At 71.7% G+C, this 16762-nt stretch carries 13 protein-coding genes; 3 read left to right on the top strand and 10 right to left on the bottom strand.

What is annotated here, in order from left to right:
• Positions 1 to 24: 24 nt before the first annotated feature.
• From P2L57_RS34950 to P2L57_RS34940, 3 genes are read left to right on the top strand one after another with little or no spacing between them, the layout of a single operon-like run.
• Positions 25 to 528, top strand: coding sequence for a hypothetical protein (locus P2L57_RS34950; RefSeq protein ID WP_275821653.1), 504 nt, complete (start codon positions 25 to 27; stop codon positions 526 to 528).
• Between the two features lie 38 nt (positions 529 to 566).
• The gene (locus P2L57_RS34945) at positions 567 to 1049 is read left to right on the top strand and encodes a DUF4439 domain-containing protein (RefSeq protein WP_275821651.1); all 483 of its coding nucleotides are present in this window, start codon (positions 567 to 569) and stop codon (positions 1047 to 1049) included.
• A 47-nt stretch (positions 1050 to 1096) separates the two neighbouring features.
• The gene (locus tag P2L57_RS34940; protein ID WP_275821649.1) at positions 1097 to 2023 is read left to right on the top strand and encodes an aminoglycoside phosphotransferase family protein; all 927 of its coding nucleotides are present in this window, start codon (positions 1097 to 1099) and stop codon (positions 2021 to 2023) included.
• A 7-nt stretch (positions 2024 to 2030) separates the two neighbouring features.
• Here the strand turns inward: P2L57_RS34940 and P2L57_RS34935 are convergent, their stop codons facing one another.
• From P2L57_RS34935 to P2L57_RS34890, 10 genes are all read right to left on the bottom strand, one after another.
• The gene (locus tag P2L57_RS34935; RefSeq protein WP_275821647.1) at positions 2031 to 3704 is read right to left on the bottom strand and encodes a proline--tRNA ligase; all 1674 of its coding nucleotides are present in this window, start codon (positions 3702 to 3704) and stop codon (positions 2031 to 2033) included.
• A 119-nt stretch (positions 3705 to 3823) separates the two neighbouring features.
• Positions 3824 to 4357, bottom strand: coding sequence for a GNAT family N-acetyltransferase (locus tag P2L57_RS34930; protein WP_275821645.1), 534 nt, complete (start codon positions 4355 to 4357; stop codon positions 3824 to 3826).
• 29 nt (positions 4358 to 4386) lie between these two features.
• Positions 4387 to 5232 (bottom strand): GNAT family N-acetyltransferase, encoded by an 846-nt coding sequence (locus P2L57_RS34925; protein ID WP_275821643.1) that lies wholly within the window; start codon positions 5230 to 5232, stop codon positions 4387 to 4389.
• A 172-nt stretch (positions 5233 to 5404) separates the two neighbouring features.
• Positions 5405 to 6559: a flavodoxin-dependent (E)-4-hydroxy-3-methylbut-2-enyl-diphosphate synthase gene (gene ispG / locus P2L57_RS34920; RefSeq protein WP_275821641.1), complete on the bottom strand. Its 1155-nt coding sequence runs from the start codon at positions 6557 to 6559 to the stop codon at positions 5405 to 5407.
• Between the two features lie 186 nt (positions 6560 to 6745).
• Positions 6746 to 8056 (bottom strand): M50 family metallopeptidase, encoded by a 1311-nt coding sequence (locus P2L57_RS34915; protein WP_275821639.1) that lies wholly within the window; start codon positions 8054 to 8056, stop codon positions 6746 to 6748.
• Entirely contained in the window at positions 8053 to 9318 is a 1266-nt protein-coding gene (gene dxr, locus P2L57_RS34910) for a 1-deoxy-D-xylulose-5-phosphate reductoisomerase (protein ID WP_275821637.1), read from the bottom strand. The genes P2L57_RS34915 and dxr overlap by 4 nt, the downstream gene beginning before the upstream one ends.
• A 61-nt stretch (positions 9319 to 9379) precedes the next feature.
• Positions 9380 to 11317 (bottom strand): acyl-CoA dehydrogenase family protein, encoded by a 1938-nt coding sequence (locus P2L57_RS34905; protein WP_275821635.1) that lies wholly within the window; start codon positions 11315 to 11317, stop codon positions 9380 to 9382.
• A gap of 255 nt (positions 11318 to 11572) precedes the next feature.
• Positions 11573 to 13030 carry an aldehyde dehydrogenase family protein gene (locus P2L57_RS34900; RefSeq protein ID WP_275821633.1) on the bottom strand — a complete coding sequence of 486 codons (1458 nt, stop codon included), beginning with the start codon at positions 13028 to 13030 and terminating at the stop codon, positions 11573 to 11575.
• A 140-nt stretch (positions 13031 to 13170) separates the two neighbouring features.
• Entirely contained in the window at positions 13171 to 14724 is a 1554-nt protein-coding gene (locus P2L57_RS34895) for a PucR family transcriptional regulator (RefSeq protein ID WP_275821631.1), read from the bottom strand.
• Between the two features lie 36 nt (positions 14725 to 14760).
• Positions 14761 to 16762, bottom strand: a 2002-nt coding sequence (locus P2L57_RS34890; protein ID WP_275821630.1) for an ATP-binding protein, incomplete at its 5' end; no start/stop codon positions are given.

Genomic DNA, 16762 nt, shown 5'->3' with positions numbered 1-16762 from the left:
AGGAAGAGGAACGTGCCGCTCCCAATGACCACGCAGACCCCCGGCGGTCCGCGTAGACGGGCCGTCCTCACCGGCGGGCTGGCCCTGCCGATCGCGGTCACGGCACTGACCGGGTGCTCGGGCGGTTCCTCGCGCGGCGACGCCGCCGACCCGTCGGCGCGGCTGAGCGCCCGGGCCGCCCTCGACAGCACCGCGCTGCTCGGCCGCTACGACGCCACCGCCGCCGCGCACCCGGCCCTCGCCGACCGGCTGCGCCCGCTACGGGCCCAAGTCGCCCTGCATATCGCGGCGTTCACACCGTCGGGCGCGGCGTCCGGCTCGGTGGCCCCGACGGCCTCCGCGTCCAGCGCCGCGGTGCCCGCCGACCAGAGCGCCGCGCTGGCCGCGCTGGCCGACGCCGAGCGCCGCACCGCCGACGCCCGGACCTCGGCGCTGCAGGACGCCCCGCCACAGCTCGCCCGGCTGCTCGCCTCGGTCGCGGCGGCCGGGGCCTGCCATGTCGTGCTGCTGCAGGGCGGCGGTGGCTGAATGACCGGCTGCGCCCCGACCGCTTCGAGGAGGGCCCGATGACCACCCCGTCCCCCGGTGGCGAACTGGCTGCCGTGCAGGCCGCGCTCGCCGCCGAGCACGCCGCCGTCTACGGCTACGGGGTGGTCGGCGCCCGGGTGGACGACGCACACCGCGCGGACGCCCGGGCCGCCTATGACGCGCACCGCGCGCACCGCGACGCGCTCGCCCGTACCGTCCACGACCTCGGTACCGATCCGGTGCCCGCGGACGCCGGCTACGCACTGCCGTTCCCGGTGACCGACCCGGCCGCCGCCGTACGGCTGGCCGCGGTCCTGGAGGACCGGGTCGCCGGTGCCTACGCGGACCTGGTGCGGGCCGGGCACGACGACGTACGGCGGGACGCGACGGCCGCGCTGCGTGCGGCGGCGGTGCGCGCCGTGCGGTGGCGGGGCAGCGGCGTAGCCTTCCCGGGGCTGCCGGAGCGGGCCGCCGGCGCGACTTCGTCCGGGTCCGCCACTCCGTCGTCCGACTCGCTGTGAACCCCTGCTCCCCGCTGACCACTGTTGCCCGGAAGGATGCGTCACCCATGGCCTCGGCCCCGCACGTACCGCTGGAGCCACCCGAGCGCCTGGTCCGGGTGCTGACCGCATGGGAGGGCGAGGCGGGCCGCGCGTGGCTGGCCGAACTCCCGGCGCGGCTCCAGGAGTACCTGGAACGCTGGGAGTTGACGCCTGAGCGGGTCCAGCAGCCCGGCGGCAACATCAGCATGGTGGTACTGGTCCGGCAGGCCGACGGCACGCCCGCGGCGCTCAAGCTGGGCCTGATCACCGCCGAGACCGCACAGGAGCACGCCGCCCTCGCCCACTGGGACGGCCGAGGCGCCGTACGGCTGCTGCGCGCCGACGCCGAGCAGGGCGCGCTGCTGCTGGAGCGGCTGCACACGGACATCTCCCTGCGGTCGCTGCCGGACGCCAAGGCGATGCTGGAGGCCGCCGGGGTGCTGCGCAGGCTGTGGGTGCCGCCCGCCGCGGACCACTCGTTCACCTCGGTCGCCGACTACACCGCGCACCTCGCCGACCAGTTGCGTGAACGCCGCGAGCAGCCGTGGGCCGCCGAGGTGCGCCCACTGGTCGACGAGGCACTGGAGCTGCGCGACCGGCTGCTCGCCGATCCGCCCCAACCGGTGCTGCTGCACGGCGACTTCCACCACGGCAACGTGCTCGCCGCCGACCGGCTCCCCTGGCTCGCCATCGACCCGAAGCCGCTGGTCGGCGACCCCGGATACGACCTGGCCCGGCTGGTACGGGACCGCCTGGAGACCCTGGTGGCGGCGCCCGCGGCACAGTCCGCGGCCCGCCGGCGGCTGGGCAGGCTGGCCGACGCGCTGGACGTCGACCGGGACCGGCTGCGGGACTGGTCGTTCTTCCGCGCCGTCGAGGCGGGCATGTGGAGCCTGTCGGTCGGTGACCGGGAGGACGGCGAGCTGCTGTTGGAGTTCGCCAGCTGGCTGTAGGACGGCCTCAGCCGGTCAGCCGGGCCAACGCCTCGTCGACGGACACCTCTTCGCGCTCGCCGGTGCGGCGGTCCTTCAACTCGACGACGCCTTCGGCGGCCCGGCGGCCCGCCACCAGGATGGTGGGCACACCGATCAGTTCGGCGTCGGTGAACTTCACCCCGGGAGAGACCCCCGCCCGGTCGTCGACCAGTACCCGGACACCGGCGGCGTGCAGCCGGTCGGCCAGTTCCAGGGCCAGCTCGGTCTGCGTGGTCTTGCCCGCGGCGACGATGTGCACATCGGCCGGTGCCACCTCGCGCGGCCAGCACAGCCCCTGCTCGTCCGCGGTCTGCTCGGCGAGCGCCGCCACCGCGCGCGAGACGCCGATGCCGTAGCTGCCCATGGTGACCCGGACCGGCTTGCCCTCCTTGCCGAGCACGTCCAGCGTGAAGGCGTCGGTGTACTTGCGGCCGAGCTGGAAGATGTGGCCGATCTCGATGGCCCGCCCGATCTCCAGGCCCGTACCGCACTTCGGGCACGGGTCGCCCGGCTCGACGACGACCACGTCCAGATAGCGGTCGACCTGGAAGTCCCGGCCGCACACGACGTTGCGGGCGTGCCGCCCCGGCTTGTTGGCGCCGGTGATCCACGCGGTGCCCGGCGCGACCCGCGGGTCGGCGAGGTACGGGAAGGTGCGGTCCTGCGGTCCGATGTAGCCGCGGACGAGTTCGGGCCGTCCCTCGAAGTCCTCCGCCGTCACCAACTCCACGGCGGCGGGCGCCAGATGCTCGGCGAGCTTGCCGAGGTCCACCTCGCGGTCGCCGGGCACGCCGATCGCTGTGATCTCACCGTCGACCTTGACCAGCAGGTTCTTCAGCGTCGCGGAGGCGGGCACGCCCAGGTGTGCGGCGAGCGTCTCGATGGTCGGGGTGTCGGGCGTGTCCAGTTCCTCGACCGGTGGGTGCTCGACCGCGGCGACGGGCGGTACGACGGCGGTGACCGCTTCGGTGTTGGCCGCGTAGTCGCACTTCGGGCAGTCCACGAAGGTGTCCTCACCCGCGACCGCCGGGGCGAGGAACTCCTCGGACGCCGAACCGCCCATGGCGCCGGAGACGGCGGAGACGATCCGGTAGTCGAAGCCGAGCCGTTCGAAGATCCGGATGTAGGCCTCACGGTGCAGCCGGTAGGACTCGGCGAGGCCCTCGTCGTCGGTGTCGAAGGAGTAGGCGTCCTTCATCTGGAACTCACGGCCGCGCAGCACGCCGGAGCGCGGCCTGGCCTCGTCCCGGTACTTGGTCTGGATCTGGTAGAGGATCACCGGCAGGTCCTTGTAGGACGTGGCCTGGTCCTTCACCACCTGAGTGAAGATCTCCTCGTGGGTGGGGCCGAGCACGTACTCCGCGCCCTTGCGGTCCTTGAGCTGGAACAGCAGGTCGCCGTACTCGTCCGCGCGGCCGGTGGTCTCGTAGGGCTCGCGCGGCAGCAGCGCCGGGAGCAGCACCTCCTGGCCGCCGATGGCGTCCATCTCCTCGCGCACCACCCGGGAGACGTTGTCCAGCACCCGCTTGCCGAGCGGCAGCCAGGTCCACACTCCCGCCGAGGTGCGGCGCACATATCCGGCGCGCACCAGAAGCTTGTGGCTGGCGGTCTCGGCGTCGGCCGGGGCGTCGCGCAGTGTCTTGAGGAGCATTCGGGACATGCGCATGACCATGGCGGCTCTCCGTACAGGCGATTTCAGTATGCCGCGACGCGGCGTCTCCCCGGGGCAGTCAGCCCCCGCCCGACAATACTGGGCGGCACCGGTGGCGCCGTACCCGATTACCGGCGCAGCGGCAGCGGCGCGCCCATCACCGTGTACGGGGTCCTGGCGCTGGGGAAGTGCACCGGGTGCGCCAGATCCTGGTAGCCGAGGCCGCGGTAGAAGCGTCGGGCCGGGCTGTCCAGGTCCAGCGCCGACAGTATGCTGCGCGGCTGCGGGACCGGGTCGGTGATGTCCGTGATGAGCCGGCGGCCGATGCCGATGCCCTGGTAGGCGGGCAGGACGTGCAGTTCCACGATGACGAACGAGTCGTCGAGCCAGTCGTCGTGGCCGTTGCGGCGCAGATACGGTTCCACGACCGTGGACCACCAGTGCGCGCGGTCGTTGGGCATCCCGTAGACGAAGCCCACCAGGCGGTCGGCGGACGTGGTCGCGCCGAGCGCCCGCACCCCGGGCAGAGTGAGATGGCGCAGCACGATCTGGCGGCGGACCGTGATCTCGTCGTCGGTGAGCCCGAAGGCCAGTGCCTGCACCGCGAGCGCGTCGTCAACCCTGCTCACCAGATCAAGCGGCCCCACCGCGACGTCGTCCATGACCGGAGCGTAGTGGCTCCGGCGCGTGCTCAAAACAACACGCTCATGAAGGAGCCGACCTCGGTGAAGCCGACGCGGCGGTAGGAGGCCCGGGCCGCGGTGTTGAAGTCGTTGACGTAGAGGCTGGCGACGGGGGCGACATCGCGCAGCGCGCAGTGCAGCACCGCCGACATACCGGTTTCGGACAGGCCGCGGCCGCGGTACTCCGGCGCCACCCAGACGCCCTGGATCTGGCAGGCGTGCTGGGTGACCGCGCCGATCTCCGCCTTGAACACCACCCGGCCGTCCTCGATGCGGGCGAACGACCGCCCGGAGGTGACGAGTTCGGCGACCCGGGCCTGGTAGAGCAGCCCGCCGTCGCCCGCCAGCGGGGAGACGCCGACCTCCTCGGTGAACATGTCGACGCAGGCGGGCATGATCATGTCCAGCTCGTCGCGGCGGACGCGCCGCACCAGGGGGTCGGGGGGCACGTCCACGGGCAGCGAGCGGGTGACCATCAGCGGCTGGTGGGCACGGACCTCACGCGCCGGTCCCCAGCTGGGTTCCAGCAGTGACCACAGTTCGGCGGTGGACTCGGCCGGGCCGACGATGGACGAGCAGCGGCGGCCGCTGCGCCGGGCCCGTTCGGCGAAGGCGCGCACCGCTTCCGGGCCCGCGCAGATCGGCACCAGGTTGGCCCCGGCGTAGCAGAGCGATTCCAGCCGTCCGCCGCTGTACCAGCCCCACATCTCGCCGCCGAGCCGCCACGGGTCAAGCCCGGCGATACGGACGCGGGCGGCGACGAAGGCGTTGGCGACCGGTTCCCGGTCCAGAACGGCCAGCGCGGCATCGAGCTCGGCGGGTTCCAGGACCTTGGTGGTGGTCGTCGTCAACACGTGGGCGCCTCGCCAGTACGGGCCCGCAGTGGGCTGCTGATCTCCGCACTGTACCGTGCGGTTCCGATGGTGCGCGCGCGTGCGGGCACTCCCGTGGGAGCGCGGTCGGCCGCGTCACCGAGGACGCGGCCGGGGTCGGCCCGAGCGGCGTGCGCGCAGGTCGGCGTCGCGGTCAGGAGACGGTGACGGCGGGCTCGCCGGAGGCTACGCCGTCGGCCTCCATCTGCTCGGCGATCTTCATCGCCTCCTCGATCAGGGTCTCGACGATCTTCGACTCCGGAACCGTCTTGATCACCTCACCCTTCACAAAGATCTGCCCCTTGCCATTACCCGAGGCCACCCCGAGATCCGCCTCACGCGCCTCACCCGGACCATTGACCACACACCCCATCACCGCGACCCGCAACGGCACCTCCATGCCCTCAAGACCCGCCGTGACCTGGTCCGCCAACTTGTACACATCCACCTGCGCCCGACCACACGACGGACACGACACGATCTCCAACCGCCGCTGCCGCAGATTCAACGACTCCAGAATCTGAATGCCGACCTTGACCTCCTCCGCCGGAGGCGCCGACAACGACACCCGGATCGTGTCCCCGATCCCCTCCGCCAGCAACGCACCAAACGCCACCGCCGACTTGATCGTCCCCTGGAACGCCGGACCCGCCTCCGTCACACCCAGATGCAACGGATAGTCACACCTGGCCGCCAGCAACCGGTACGCGTTGACCATCACCACCGGATCGTTGTGCTTCACCGAGATCTTGATGTCCCGGAACCCGTGCTCCTCGAACAACGAGCACTCCCACAACGCCGACTCCACCAACGCCTCCGGAGTCGCCCTGCCGTACCTCTCCAGCAACCGCCGATCCAACGACCCCGCGTTCACCCCGATACGGATCGGCACCCCCGCACCCGACGCCGCCTTCGCGATCTCCTTGACCTTGTCATCGAACTGCCGGATGTTCCCCGGATTCACCCGCACCGCGGCACACCCGGCATCAATCGCCGCGAACACATACTTCGGCTGGAAATGAATATCCGCGATCACCGGAATCTGCGACTTCTTCGCGATCACCGGCAACGCGTCCGCGTCATCCTGCGACGGACAGGCCACCCGCACGATCTGACAACCCGCCGCCGTCAACTCGGCGATCTGCTGCAACGTCGCACCGATGTCCGCCGTCACGGTCGTCGTCATCGACTGCACCGACACCGGTGCGTCGCCACCCACCGCCACCGACCCCACCTGGATCTGGCGGCTCTTGCGCCGTTCGGCGAGCAAAGACGGAACCGACGGCATACCGAGTGAAATCGCGGCCATGTGCTGTGCATCCCCAGGGTTCGGAAGTGCGGGCGTGGTGAGTCCCGGTGTGGGCGGGCTTCGGCTACCGAGGTTACGGCACGGCATAGACGCCGGGCACATCCGCCAGGGCCTCGCGCGAACATGGCACCGGCCGGACACCCATGGCGCCCGACCGGTTCACCCTTAGGCAGTGTTTGATCGATATCAGGTGATCTTGACCGGATTGACCACATCTGCGATCAGAACCAGCACGGTGAATGACAGGAAGAGACCGGCCACCACATACGCCACCGGCATCATCTTCGCGACGTCGAACGGACCGGGGTCCGGGCGCCGGAAGGCCCTGGCCAGATTCCGCTTCAGCGCCTCCCACAGCGCGCCCGCGATGTGGCCGCCGTCCAGCGGCAGCAGCGGCAGCATGTTGAACAGGAACAGCGACAGGTTGAAGCCCGCGACCAGCATCAGCATGGTCGCGATCCGCTGCTCCGGCGGAATGTTCAGCGAGAACACGTCGCCGCCGACCCGTGCCGCGCCGACCACCCCCATGGGCGAGTCGGGCTGGCGCGGCGCGCCCTCGAAGGCGGCCCGCCACAGGCCGGGGATCCGCTGCGGCAGGTCCACCAGCGACTTGGTGGCGGTGGTCACCATGTCGCCCATCCGGTTCACGGACTCGCCGAACGACTGTTTGACGATGCCCTGGGCCGGGGTGAAGCCGAGGAACCCGGCGGTCACGTACTGGCCGTCGACGTATCCGCCGTGCCCGTCGGTCTTGGCGACCTGGTTCTTGATCAGGTCGGCGTGCAGCTGCACGCTCTGCCCGCCGCGCAGCACCGTGATGTCGGCCGGACCGGTGGTCTGGCGGATGTCGGCCTGCAAGATGGACCAGTTGTCGACCGGGCGGCCGTTGAAGGCGGTGATCCGGTCACCCGCCTTCAGCCCCGCCTTCTTCGCCGGGGAAGCCGGGTCGGCGGCCGCGCAGGTGGCCTTGCCCTTGCTGGCGGCGGACTGGGAGATCACACAGTCCGACACCGTACTGACCGTCGTGGTCTGCGAGTTGATGCCGAAGCCCATCAGGACACCGAGGAACAGCGCGACGGCGAGGATCAGGTTCATGAACGGACCGGCGAACATGACGATCACGCGCTTCCACGGCTTGCGCGTGTAGAACAGCCGGGTCTCGTCGCCGGGCTGCAGTTCCTCGAAGGCCGCCGAGCGCGCGTCCTCGATCATGCCGCGCCACGGCGAGCTGGACCGGGCCACGATCTTCCCGTCCTCACCGGGCGGGAACATCCCGATCATGCGGATGTAGCCGCCCAGCGGGACCGCCTTGATCCCGTACTCGGTCTCGCCCTTCTTGCGGGAGAAGATCGTCGGGCCGAACCCCACCATGTACTGCGGCACCCGGATGCCGAAGAGCTTGGCCGTGGACAGATGGCCGAGCTCGTGCCAGGCGATGGAGATCAGCAGGCCGACCGCGAAGACGACTATGCCGAGGACCGTCATCAGTGTGGTCATACGCGGGCCTCCGCTGTCGCCTTCGCTGCCAGTTCACGGGCGCGGGCCCGTGCCCACGCCTCCGCTCCGAGGACGTCCGCCACGGTAAGGGAAGTTCCCGGGACGGGCGTGCCATGTTCCTCGACGATCTCGGCGACGGTGTCCACGATCCCGGTGAACGGCAGCCGACCGGCGAGGAAGGCGTCAACGCACTCCTCGTTGGCCGCGTTGAACACCGCGGGTGCGGTGCCCCCGAGGCTACCCACCTGCCGGGCCAAAGCCACGGCGGGAAAGGCCTCGTCGTCCAGTGGCGAGAACTCCCAGTTCATCGCCTTGGACCAGTCGAACGCGGGCGCGGCGTCCGGTACCCGCTCCGGCCAGCCCAGCCCCAGCGCGATGGGCATCCGCATGTCGGGCGGACTCGCCTGGGCCAGTGTGGAGCCGTCGATGAATTCCACCATCGAGTGGATATACGACTGCGGATGGACCACGACCTCAATCCGGTCGAACGGAATGTCGTACAGCAGATGTGCCTCGATGACCTCCAGGCCCTTGTTGACCAGGGTCGCCGAGTTGATGGTGACGACCGGGCCCATGTCCCAGGTGGGGTGCGCCAGCGCGTCCCGCGGGGTCACATCGGCCAGCTCGGCCCTGGCCCGGCCGCGGAAGGGACCGCCGGACGCGGTGACGACCAGCTTGCGCACCTCGCCGCGGGTACCGCCCATCAGCGCCTGGAACAGCGCCGAGTGCTCGGAGTCCACCGGCACGATCTGTCCGGGCTTGGCGAGCGCCGTCACCAGCGGCCCGCCGACGATCAGCGACTCCTTGTTGGCGAGGATCAGCACCCGGCCCGCCTCCAGGGCGGCCAGCGTCGGGGCGAGGCCGATGGATCCGGTGATGCCGTTCAGTACCGAGTGGCATTCCATGCGCGCGAGGTCGGAGGCCGCGTCCGGACCGGCGAGGATCTCCGGCTGGGCCTCGCCCGCCGGGTAGTACGCGGACAGCGCCTCGCGCAGTGCGGGCACCGCCTTCTCGTCGGCCACCGCCACGGCGCGTACCCGCAGGGAGTGCGCCTGCTCGGCGAGCAGCCGGACCCGGCCGCCCGCGGCGGACAGGGCGACCACCCGGAAGCGTTCCGGGTTGCGCAGCACCACGTCGATCGCCTGGGTGCCGATCGATCCGGTCGACCCGAGGATGACGACATCACGCGGGGCGCCGGGGCTGCCGGTATCCGGCCGGTAGAGCAGATGCGGGTCGGCGAGGGGTGCGGGGCTCTCGGTCATGCCCCCATTGTGGCCGCATCCCGTGACGGTTCTGACAGGGGATGCGGCCACCGGTGTGCGGTCAGCGGATGGGCCGGTGGACGTTGTCCCGCACGGACGGGCCCGGGGTGGCGTCCGCGATCCAGGGGGCGTCGCCCGACGGGTCGACGATGCCCTCCTCCAGCCAGGTGTAGGCACCGCTCATGATCGCCTTGACCAGCCGGCGGTCGACGGTGTCGGTGTTGGTCCACAACCGGTCGAAGTGTTCTTCGATACGGATCCGGGCCTGGCGGCAGAAGGCGTCGGCGAGTTGATAGGCCTCCTTGCCGTGCTCGTCGCGCGCCCTGAGCATCTCGGCCCGTACACACGCCGCGCTCATGGCGAACAGTTCCGCACCGATGTCGACAACGCGCCCGAGGAAGCCCTGCTTGGTCTCCATCCGGCCCTGCCAGCGCGACATCGCGTAGAAGGTGGACCGGGCCAGACGGCGCGCCGTGCGCTCGACATAGCGCAGGTGGACCGCCAGATCAGAATGGCCCGAGGGGTGGAACTCCCCGTAGGAGACCGGTAGTTGACCCGCACCGGTCATGAGCTTGGGCAGCCAGCGGGCGTAGAAGCCACCCGCCTTCGCCCCTGCCTTCGCCTTCTGCGACAGGCTCTTCTCGGGGTCGATGAGGTCGCCCGCCACCGACAGATGGGCGTCGACCGCCTCGCGGGCGATGAGCAGATGCATGATCTCGGTGGAACCCTCGAAGATCCGGTTGATCCGCAGATCACGCAGCATCTGCTCGGCGGGAACGGCCCGTTCGCCGCGGGCGGCGAGGGAGGCGGCGGTCTCGTAGCCGCGGCCGCCGCGGATCTGGACCAGCTCATCGGCCATCAGCCAGGCCATCTCACTGCCGTAGAGCTTGGCGAGTGCGGCCTCGATCCGGATGTCGTTGCGGTCCTCGTCCGCCATCTGGCTGGACAGGTCGAGGACGGCTTCGAGCGCGAAGCTGGTGGCCGCGATGAAGGCCATCTTCGAACCGACCGCCTCGTGCTCGGCGATCGACTTGCCCCACTGCACCCGGGCGGCCGACCACTCCCGGGCGATCTTCAGGCACCACTTCCCGGCGCCCGCGCAGGCGGCGGGCAGCGAGAGCCGTCCGGTGTTGAGCGTGGTCAACGCGATCTTCAGACCCGCGCCCTCAGGACCGATGCGGTTGGCCGCGGGCACCCGCACCTGGTGGAGGCGGGTGACACCGTTCTCGATGCCGCGCAGGCCCATGAAGGCGTTGCGGTTCTCCACGGTGACACCGGGGCTGTCCGCCTCCACCACGAAGGCCGTGATGCCGCCCTTGTGCCCGTCCGACTTCGGTACCCGGGCCATCACCACGAGCAGGTCGGCGACCACGCCGTTGGTGGTCCACAGCTTCACGCCGTCGAGGACGTAGTCGTCCCCGTCCGGCACGGCGGCGGTGGCCAACCGGGCCGGGTCGGAGCCGACGTCCGGTTCGGTCAGCAGGAACGCGGAGATGTCGGTCCGGGCGCAGCGCGGCAGGAAGGTCTCCTTCTGCTCCTTCGTACCGAAGAGCTTCAACGGCTGCGGTACGCCGATCGACTGGTGCGCGGAGAGCAGCGCCCCTATGGCCGGGCTCGCGGTGCCGGTCAGCGCGAGGGCCTTGTTGTAGTAGACCTGGCTCAGCCCGAGGCCGCCGTAGGCGACGTCGATCTTCATGCCGAGGGCGCCGAGTTGCTTGAGCCCGTCGATGACCTCGTCGGGAATCTGCGCCTCGCGCTCGATGCGGGCGCCGTCGACTTTGGTCTCCAGGAAGTCCTTGAGCTTGGCCAGGAACTCCTCCCCCCGCTCGATGTCATCCGCCGACCCGGTGGGGTGCGGGTGGATGAGGTCGAGCCGGAACCGGCCGAGGAACAACTCCTTGGCGAAGCTGGGCTTGCGCCAGTCCTGCTCCCGGGCCGCTTCGGCGACCTGCCGGGCTTCACGCTCGGAGACTTGGCGTGGGGCGGATGGTGCGGTCATGAGGGCTCACCTCGCCGCGGGTCGGTGACAGCGGTCACGGCCGGTTACCGGCCGGTTGCTACTGATGCGTATCTACCCAATTAATAGGAACAGCACCAGCCCCCGTGCACAACCCGGACGACGCCCGGAAACAGACCATCCCGGTGCGCACTCCAAAGAGACCCCTGGCCCCTGTTCGAGGCGAGAACAACGAACCCATAAAAGGGGGGAGGAGGGCGCTCCCGCACAGAGCGCCCTCCTCCTCGGGGAAGTGGCTTACAGGTCCAGGCCGGTGAGGACCAGGACACGCTCGTAGGTGTAGTCGGCCATCGCGTAGGCGACACCCTCGCGCCCGGTGCCGGAGGCCTTGACGCCGCCGTACGGCATCTGGTCGGCGCGGTACGAGGGCGCGTCGCCGATGATCACGCCGCCGACCTCCAGCTCACGGTGGGCGCGGAAGGCCGTCTGGACGTCATGGGTGAACACACCCGCCTGGAGGCCGAACTTCGAGTCGTTGACGGCGGCGAACGCCTCGTCGGTGCCGTCCACCTTGTGCAGGCTGAGCACCGGCCCGAAGACCTCGGCGGTGGCCAGGATCGCGTCGGCGGGCAGGTCCGCGAGCACGGTCGGGGCGTACGAGGCGCCCTCGCGCACACCGCCGGTGACCAGCTTGGCGCCCTTGCCGATCGCGTCCGCGACCCAGGACTCCACCCGCTTGGCGGCGTCCTCGCTGACCAGCGGACCGACGTCGGTGGCGTCGTCCGACGGGTCGCCGGTGACCTGGGCCTCGACCTTGGCGACGACCTTCTCCACCAGCCGGTCGTACACCGAGGCGTCGGCGATCACCCGCTGCACCGAGATGCAGGACTGGCCCGCCTGGTAGTTGGCGAAGGTGGCGATCCGGGTGGCCGCCCACTCCAGGTCGGCGTCGGAGGAGTAGTCGGCGAGCACCACGGCCGCCGCGTTGCCACCGAGTTCGAGGGTGACGTGCTTGTGCGGCACCGACTGCTGGATCTGGAAGCCGACCGTGTCCGAACCGGTGAAGGAGATCACCGGCAGCCGCTCGTCCTGGACCAGCGCGGGCATCCGGTCGTTGGCGACCGGCAGCACGCTCCACGAACCGGCGGGCAGCCCGGTCTCGGCCAGGATCTCGCCCAGCACCAGGGCGGACAGCGGGGTGGCGGGGGCGGGCTTGAGGATGATCGGGGCGCCGACCGCGATGGCCGGGGCGACCTTGTGCGCCACCAGGTTCAGCGGGAAGTTGAACGGCGCGATGCCCAGGACCGTACCGCGCGGGAAGCGGCGGGTCAGGGCCAGCCGTCCGACGCCGCCCGGGTCGGTGTCCAGACGCTGGGCGTCACCGCTGTTGAAGCGGCGGGCCTCCTCGGCGGCCCAGCGGAACACCGAGATCGCCCGGCCGACCTCACCGCGCGCCCACTTGATCGGCTTGCCGTTCTCCGCGGTGATCAGCCGCGCTATCTCCTCGGTGCGCTCGGCGAGCCGCTTGGCCACATGGTCGAGGGCCGCGCTCCGTACGTGGGCGGGGGTGGCCGCGAACTCGGCCGCCACCGACTCGGCGGCCGCGACCGCCTCTTCCACCTGGGCATCGGTGGGGACACTCACCGTGCCGACGACGGCGCCGTCCCAGGGATGGGTGACATCGAAGGCGTCCTCGCCGGTGGCCCGGCGCCCGGCGATCCAGAACGCGTGGACGGCATCGCGGGTGGAAGTCACAGCGGATCCCCGCCTTTCCCGTGGTGGTGGTGCATCAGGTACGTCAGTGGGACCACGGTAGGCGGGCCGGGCCCGGATGGCGTTTGTCCACCGCGTACTACGTCCCCGCGGCGATGCGCCGAATCGTCAGGCGGCGGCCGTCATCCCTCGGACTTCAGCGCCAGCCACAGCTCCATGCGGACGTCGGGGTCGTCGAGCGACCGCCCGAGGATCTCCTCGACCCGCCGCATCCGGTAGCGCAGGGTGTGCCGGTGCACCCCGAGGTCGGCCGCCGCGGCGTCCCACTGCCCGTGCCGGGACAGCCAGGCGCGCAGCGACTTGACCAGATCGCCGCGCGAGGTGGCGTCATGGTCGCGCAGCGGCCGCAGCAGACCCTCGGCGAACGCCTTGACCGCGTCATCGCCGAGCAGCGGAAGAATCGATCCGGCACCGACCTCGTCATGCTCCACCAGCGCCCGGGACCGGCGGTGCGCCACGGCCAGCGCCCGCTCCGCCTGGCTGCCCGCGGCGGGTACCTCATCGGCCGGCGCCGCCGCCGACAGCCCGGCGGCCAGCACCTCGGCGGCCTCGACGTGTTCGGCGCAGGCCGCCAGCACCCCGCCCCCGTCGGCGGCCAGCACGGTCAGCCGCGGCCCGTCCAGCGAGGCGAGCAGCGGTTCGGCCGAGCGGGCGCCCGCCGCCTCCGCCTGCTCGGCCAGCAGCGCCAGGGCGACCGCCGGGTCACCGTGCTCCCCCTTGTCCGGGCGGCGCGCGGCCTCCGCGATCAGCACGCGTACCGGCCGCTCCAGCAACGTGCCGTAGCGGCGGCCCGCGACGGTACGGGCATGGCCGGTCTCGCCGGCCAGCAGCATCCGCAACAGCGCCGCGCCGAACCGCCGCTCGGCGTCCTGCAAGGTACGGGACTGCTCCAGGGACAAGGTGAGCAGGGCGACCGCGGCATGGACCACATAGCGGGCCGAGGTGTCGAGCCGCTCGGCGGTGCCCACGGCCAGGAAACCGCGCGGGTGGCGGCCGGTGCCCAGCGACTGGATCTCCACCCGGTCGTCCGCCCCGCCCGGTCCCGCGACCGCGGCGCTGGCCGGAGCGGGCCGGGCCCGCAGCCGTTCGATCTCGCCGCCCAACCGTGCGGCCCGGCGCCCGGCCCAGTCCGGCGAGGCGGCGACCACCGCACCGGACGCGTCGTACAGCGCCGCCCAGCCGTCGAGGTGCGCGGCGAGCCGGGACAGCAGTGCGCCGGTGCCGTCCGGGGCGAGCGCGGCCCGGGTCAGCTCGCGCTGCGCCTCAAGGCCGGCGGTGACCGCCTTGTACTGGTCGGCCGCGATCGCGGCCGAGACCGCCTTGCTGATCGCGATGAACGGGGTCGGGCGGGGCACCCGCAGCAGCGGCAGCCCACGCTCTTCGGCGGCGCTGACCAGCGGTTCCGGTACGGAGTCATGGCCGAGCCCGACTCCGAAGCCAAGGCCCACCACCCCGGCGTCCGCCAGCCGGTAGACGTACTCCCGCAGCGCGTCGGCATCGGTGCCGAGCTTCAGCCCGGTGGTGAGCAGCAGTTCGCCGCCCTCCAGATACGGGGTGGGATCGTCCAGTTCGCTGGTGTGCACCCAGCGCACGGCGGCGTCCAGCCGGTCGCCTCCGGCCAGGACGGTGAGCTTGAGCGCGGAGGTGCGCAGCAGGGAGGCGAGGGTGGGTGGCATGGCGCTACTGATTCTGCCTCACCTCCGTGCGATGGCTCACCCCCACAGATTGACCAGCACCGGCGGCGAGCTCTCCCCGGCGACCGAGGTCAGCGAGGCGACCGCATGGCCGGGCGGTACCTGGTTGGCCAGATCGGAGGCGGACCAGCGCTCCCGTTCGACCCGGCGCACGGTGACGGATTCGGTGGTCGCGGCCTCGCCGGTGAACAGGCGCCGAATGCCACGCACCGTCCGCTTGAGGATGCCGCCGGAGTAGTCGGGGGTGCGGGTCACATCGCTCTCCTCGACCCAGGTGGTGCCCCACGCCTCGGCGAACCGCTTGCCGTCCCAGGTGTTCATCCCGGACAGCGCGACCTTGCACCCGGCCGCCCCGAGCAGCGCGGCGCGCAGCGCCTCGGGCACATCGTCCAGGCCGCGCAGCGCCAGCACCGCACCCGCATGCGCCGACCGCAGCCGCTGCAGGCCGCGCACCGCTTCGGCGGTCACGGTGTGCGCCGCGTCGTCCAGAACCAGACAGGCGAACAGCGAACGGTCGGTACGGGCGGTGGCGGCCGCGATGAACTGCGCGAGCAGCAGCCGGGTGAGCATCCGGGACGCCTCGGCGTGACCGCGTTCCGGAAGGTCGATACGGACCCGCAGCGGGTGCTCCAGCGAGTTCAGCGAGAACGGGCGGGTGCGGCCGGTGACATCGAAGAACCCGGCGAAGGCGGGCCGGTCGAGCAGCGCGATCCGGTCGGCGAGCAGCGCGCCGATGTCGCCGGGGCGGCCCGACTGCCGTTCCCTGGCGGCGAGTCCCCGCGCCCAGGCGTGCTCGCCCGCATCGTCCAGCGCCTCGCGGAGCGCGGCCAGCGCGGCCGCGTTGCCGTCCAGCAGCTCGCGCAGCTCGGGGACGGCCGGGAAGCGGCCGTGGGCGGCGCGGTACGGGCCGAGGAGCTGGCCGAGCGCGGTCGCCGCGCGGCGCGGATCGGCCTCCGGGCCCTCGAAGCCGTCCAGCATCGCGGCCGCGAGCATGCCCGCCGCCTCGTCGGGGTCAGCGGTACCGCCGTACAGGTCCAGGTCGTATGCGGACGCCGGGTCGCCGATCGCGATCACCACGTCGAAGGCGTCCACCGGCCCGAGGTCGGCGCCCGCCGCGCCGACCGCCACCACCGCCGCGGTCCCGGCCAGCGCCTGCAGGCACAGCGACTCGACGACCGGCCGCACCACCCGCCGGGTCTTGCCCGACCCGGGCGGCCCGACGGCCAGCAGCGAGGTGCCCAGCAGCGCGGGGTCGAGTGCGATCCCCGCGCCGCGGTAGCGGTACGGATTGCGCTGCGCGTCGACGGCCGCGCCGATGCGTACCTGCGCGGTGTACAGGTCGTGCCGCGCGGCCCGGGTGGGCAGATCGCGCGCACCCGAAGGGTGTACGCACGCGGCGGCCCCGTGCCGCAGCACCGCGTCGGTGTAGGCGTGCAGCCGCGAGGAGTCGGCCTGCACGGACCGCCAGGCGCGGTGCAGCCGGATGTAGTCGACGTCGTTCAGCCGCCCCTCCCGCGCCTCGGCGGCAAGCCGCTCGGCGACCGCGGGCTGCCCGGCGTCCCGCAACTCCGGCCACCCGACCGGATCCGCCTCGGGCGCGGGCGGCGCGGCGGCCTCCTCGGGGCGCGGCCGGGCGAGGGGGGTGAGGACGAAGCGGCGGAGGACTTCCATCCAGTTGCCGAAGCGGCCGCAGACGGCGATCAGGATGGCGGCGCAGAAGACGTAGTAGAGGCGTGACGTAACGCTGAACGCCACAAGTTGGTCGCCAGGGCGGGCAACACGCCAGGCCTCGGGCGTGATCCACAGATACGGCCAGAACCAGAACGAGATATAGCCGTCCGCGCACAGCGACCACACCAACATCCCGCACAACGCCGAAAGCACCGCCCCCCCGATCAGCTTCCGGTTTGGCACCCGGTCCGGTTCCTCCGGCGGGCGCGGCACGTGCCCGAACGCGTAGATGCCCGGCGCGTCGGCGTGCCGCGGGGTGCGCAGCCAGGCCTCGAAGGGGCGGGTGGGC

The organism is Streptantibioticus ferralitis, assembly GCF_029223525.1.
Classification (GTDB): Bacteria; Actinomycetota; Actinomycetes; order Streptomycetales; family Streptomycetaceae; genus Streptantibioticus_A; species Streptantibioticus_A ferralitis.
Note: the sequence above shows the minus strand (reverse complement) of the source record. Positions and strands in the feature narration are given on the sequence as shown.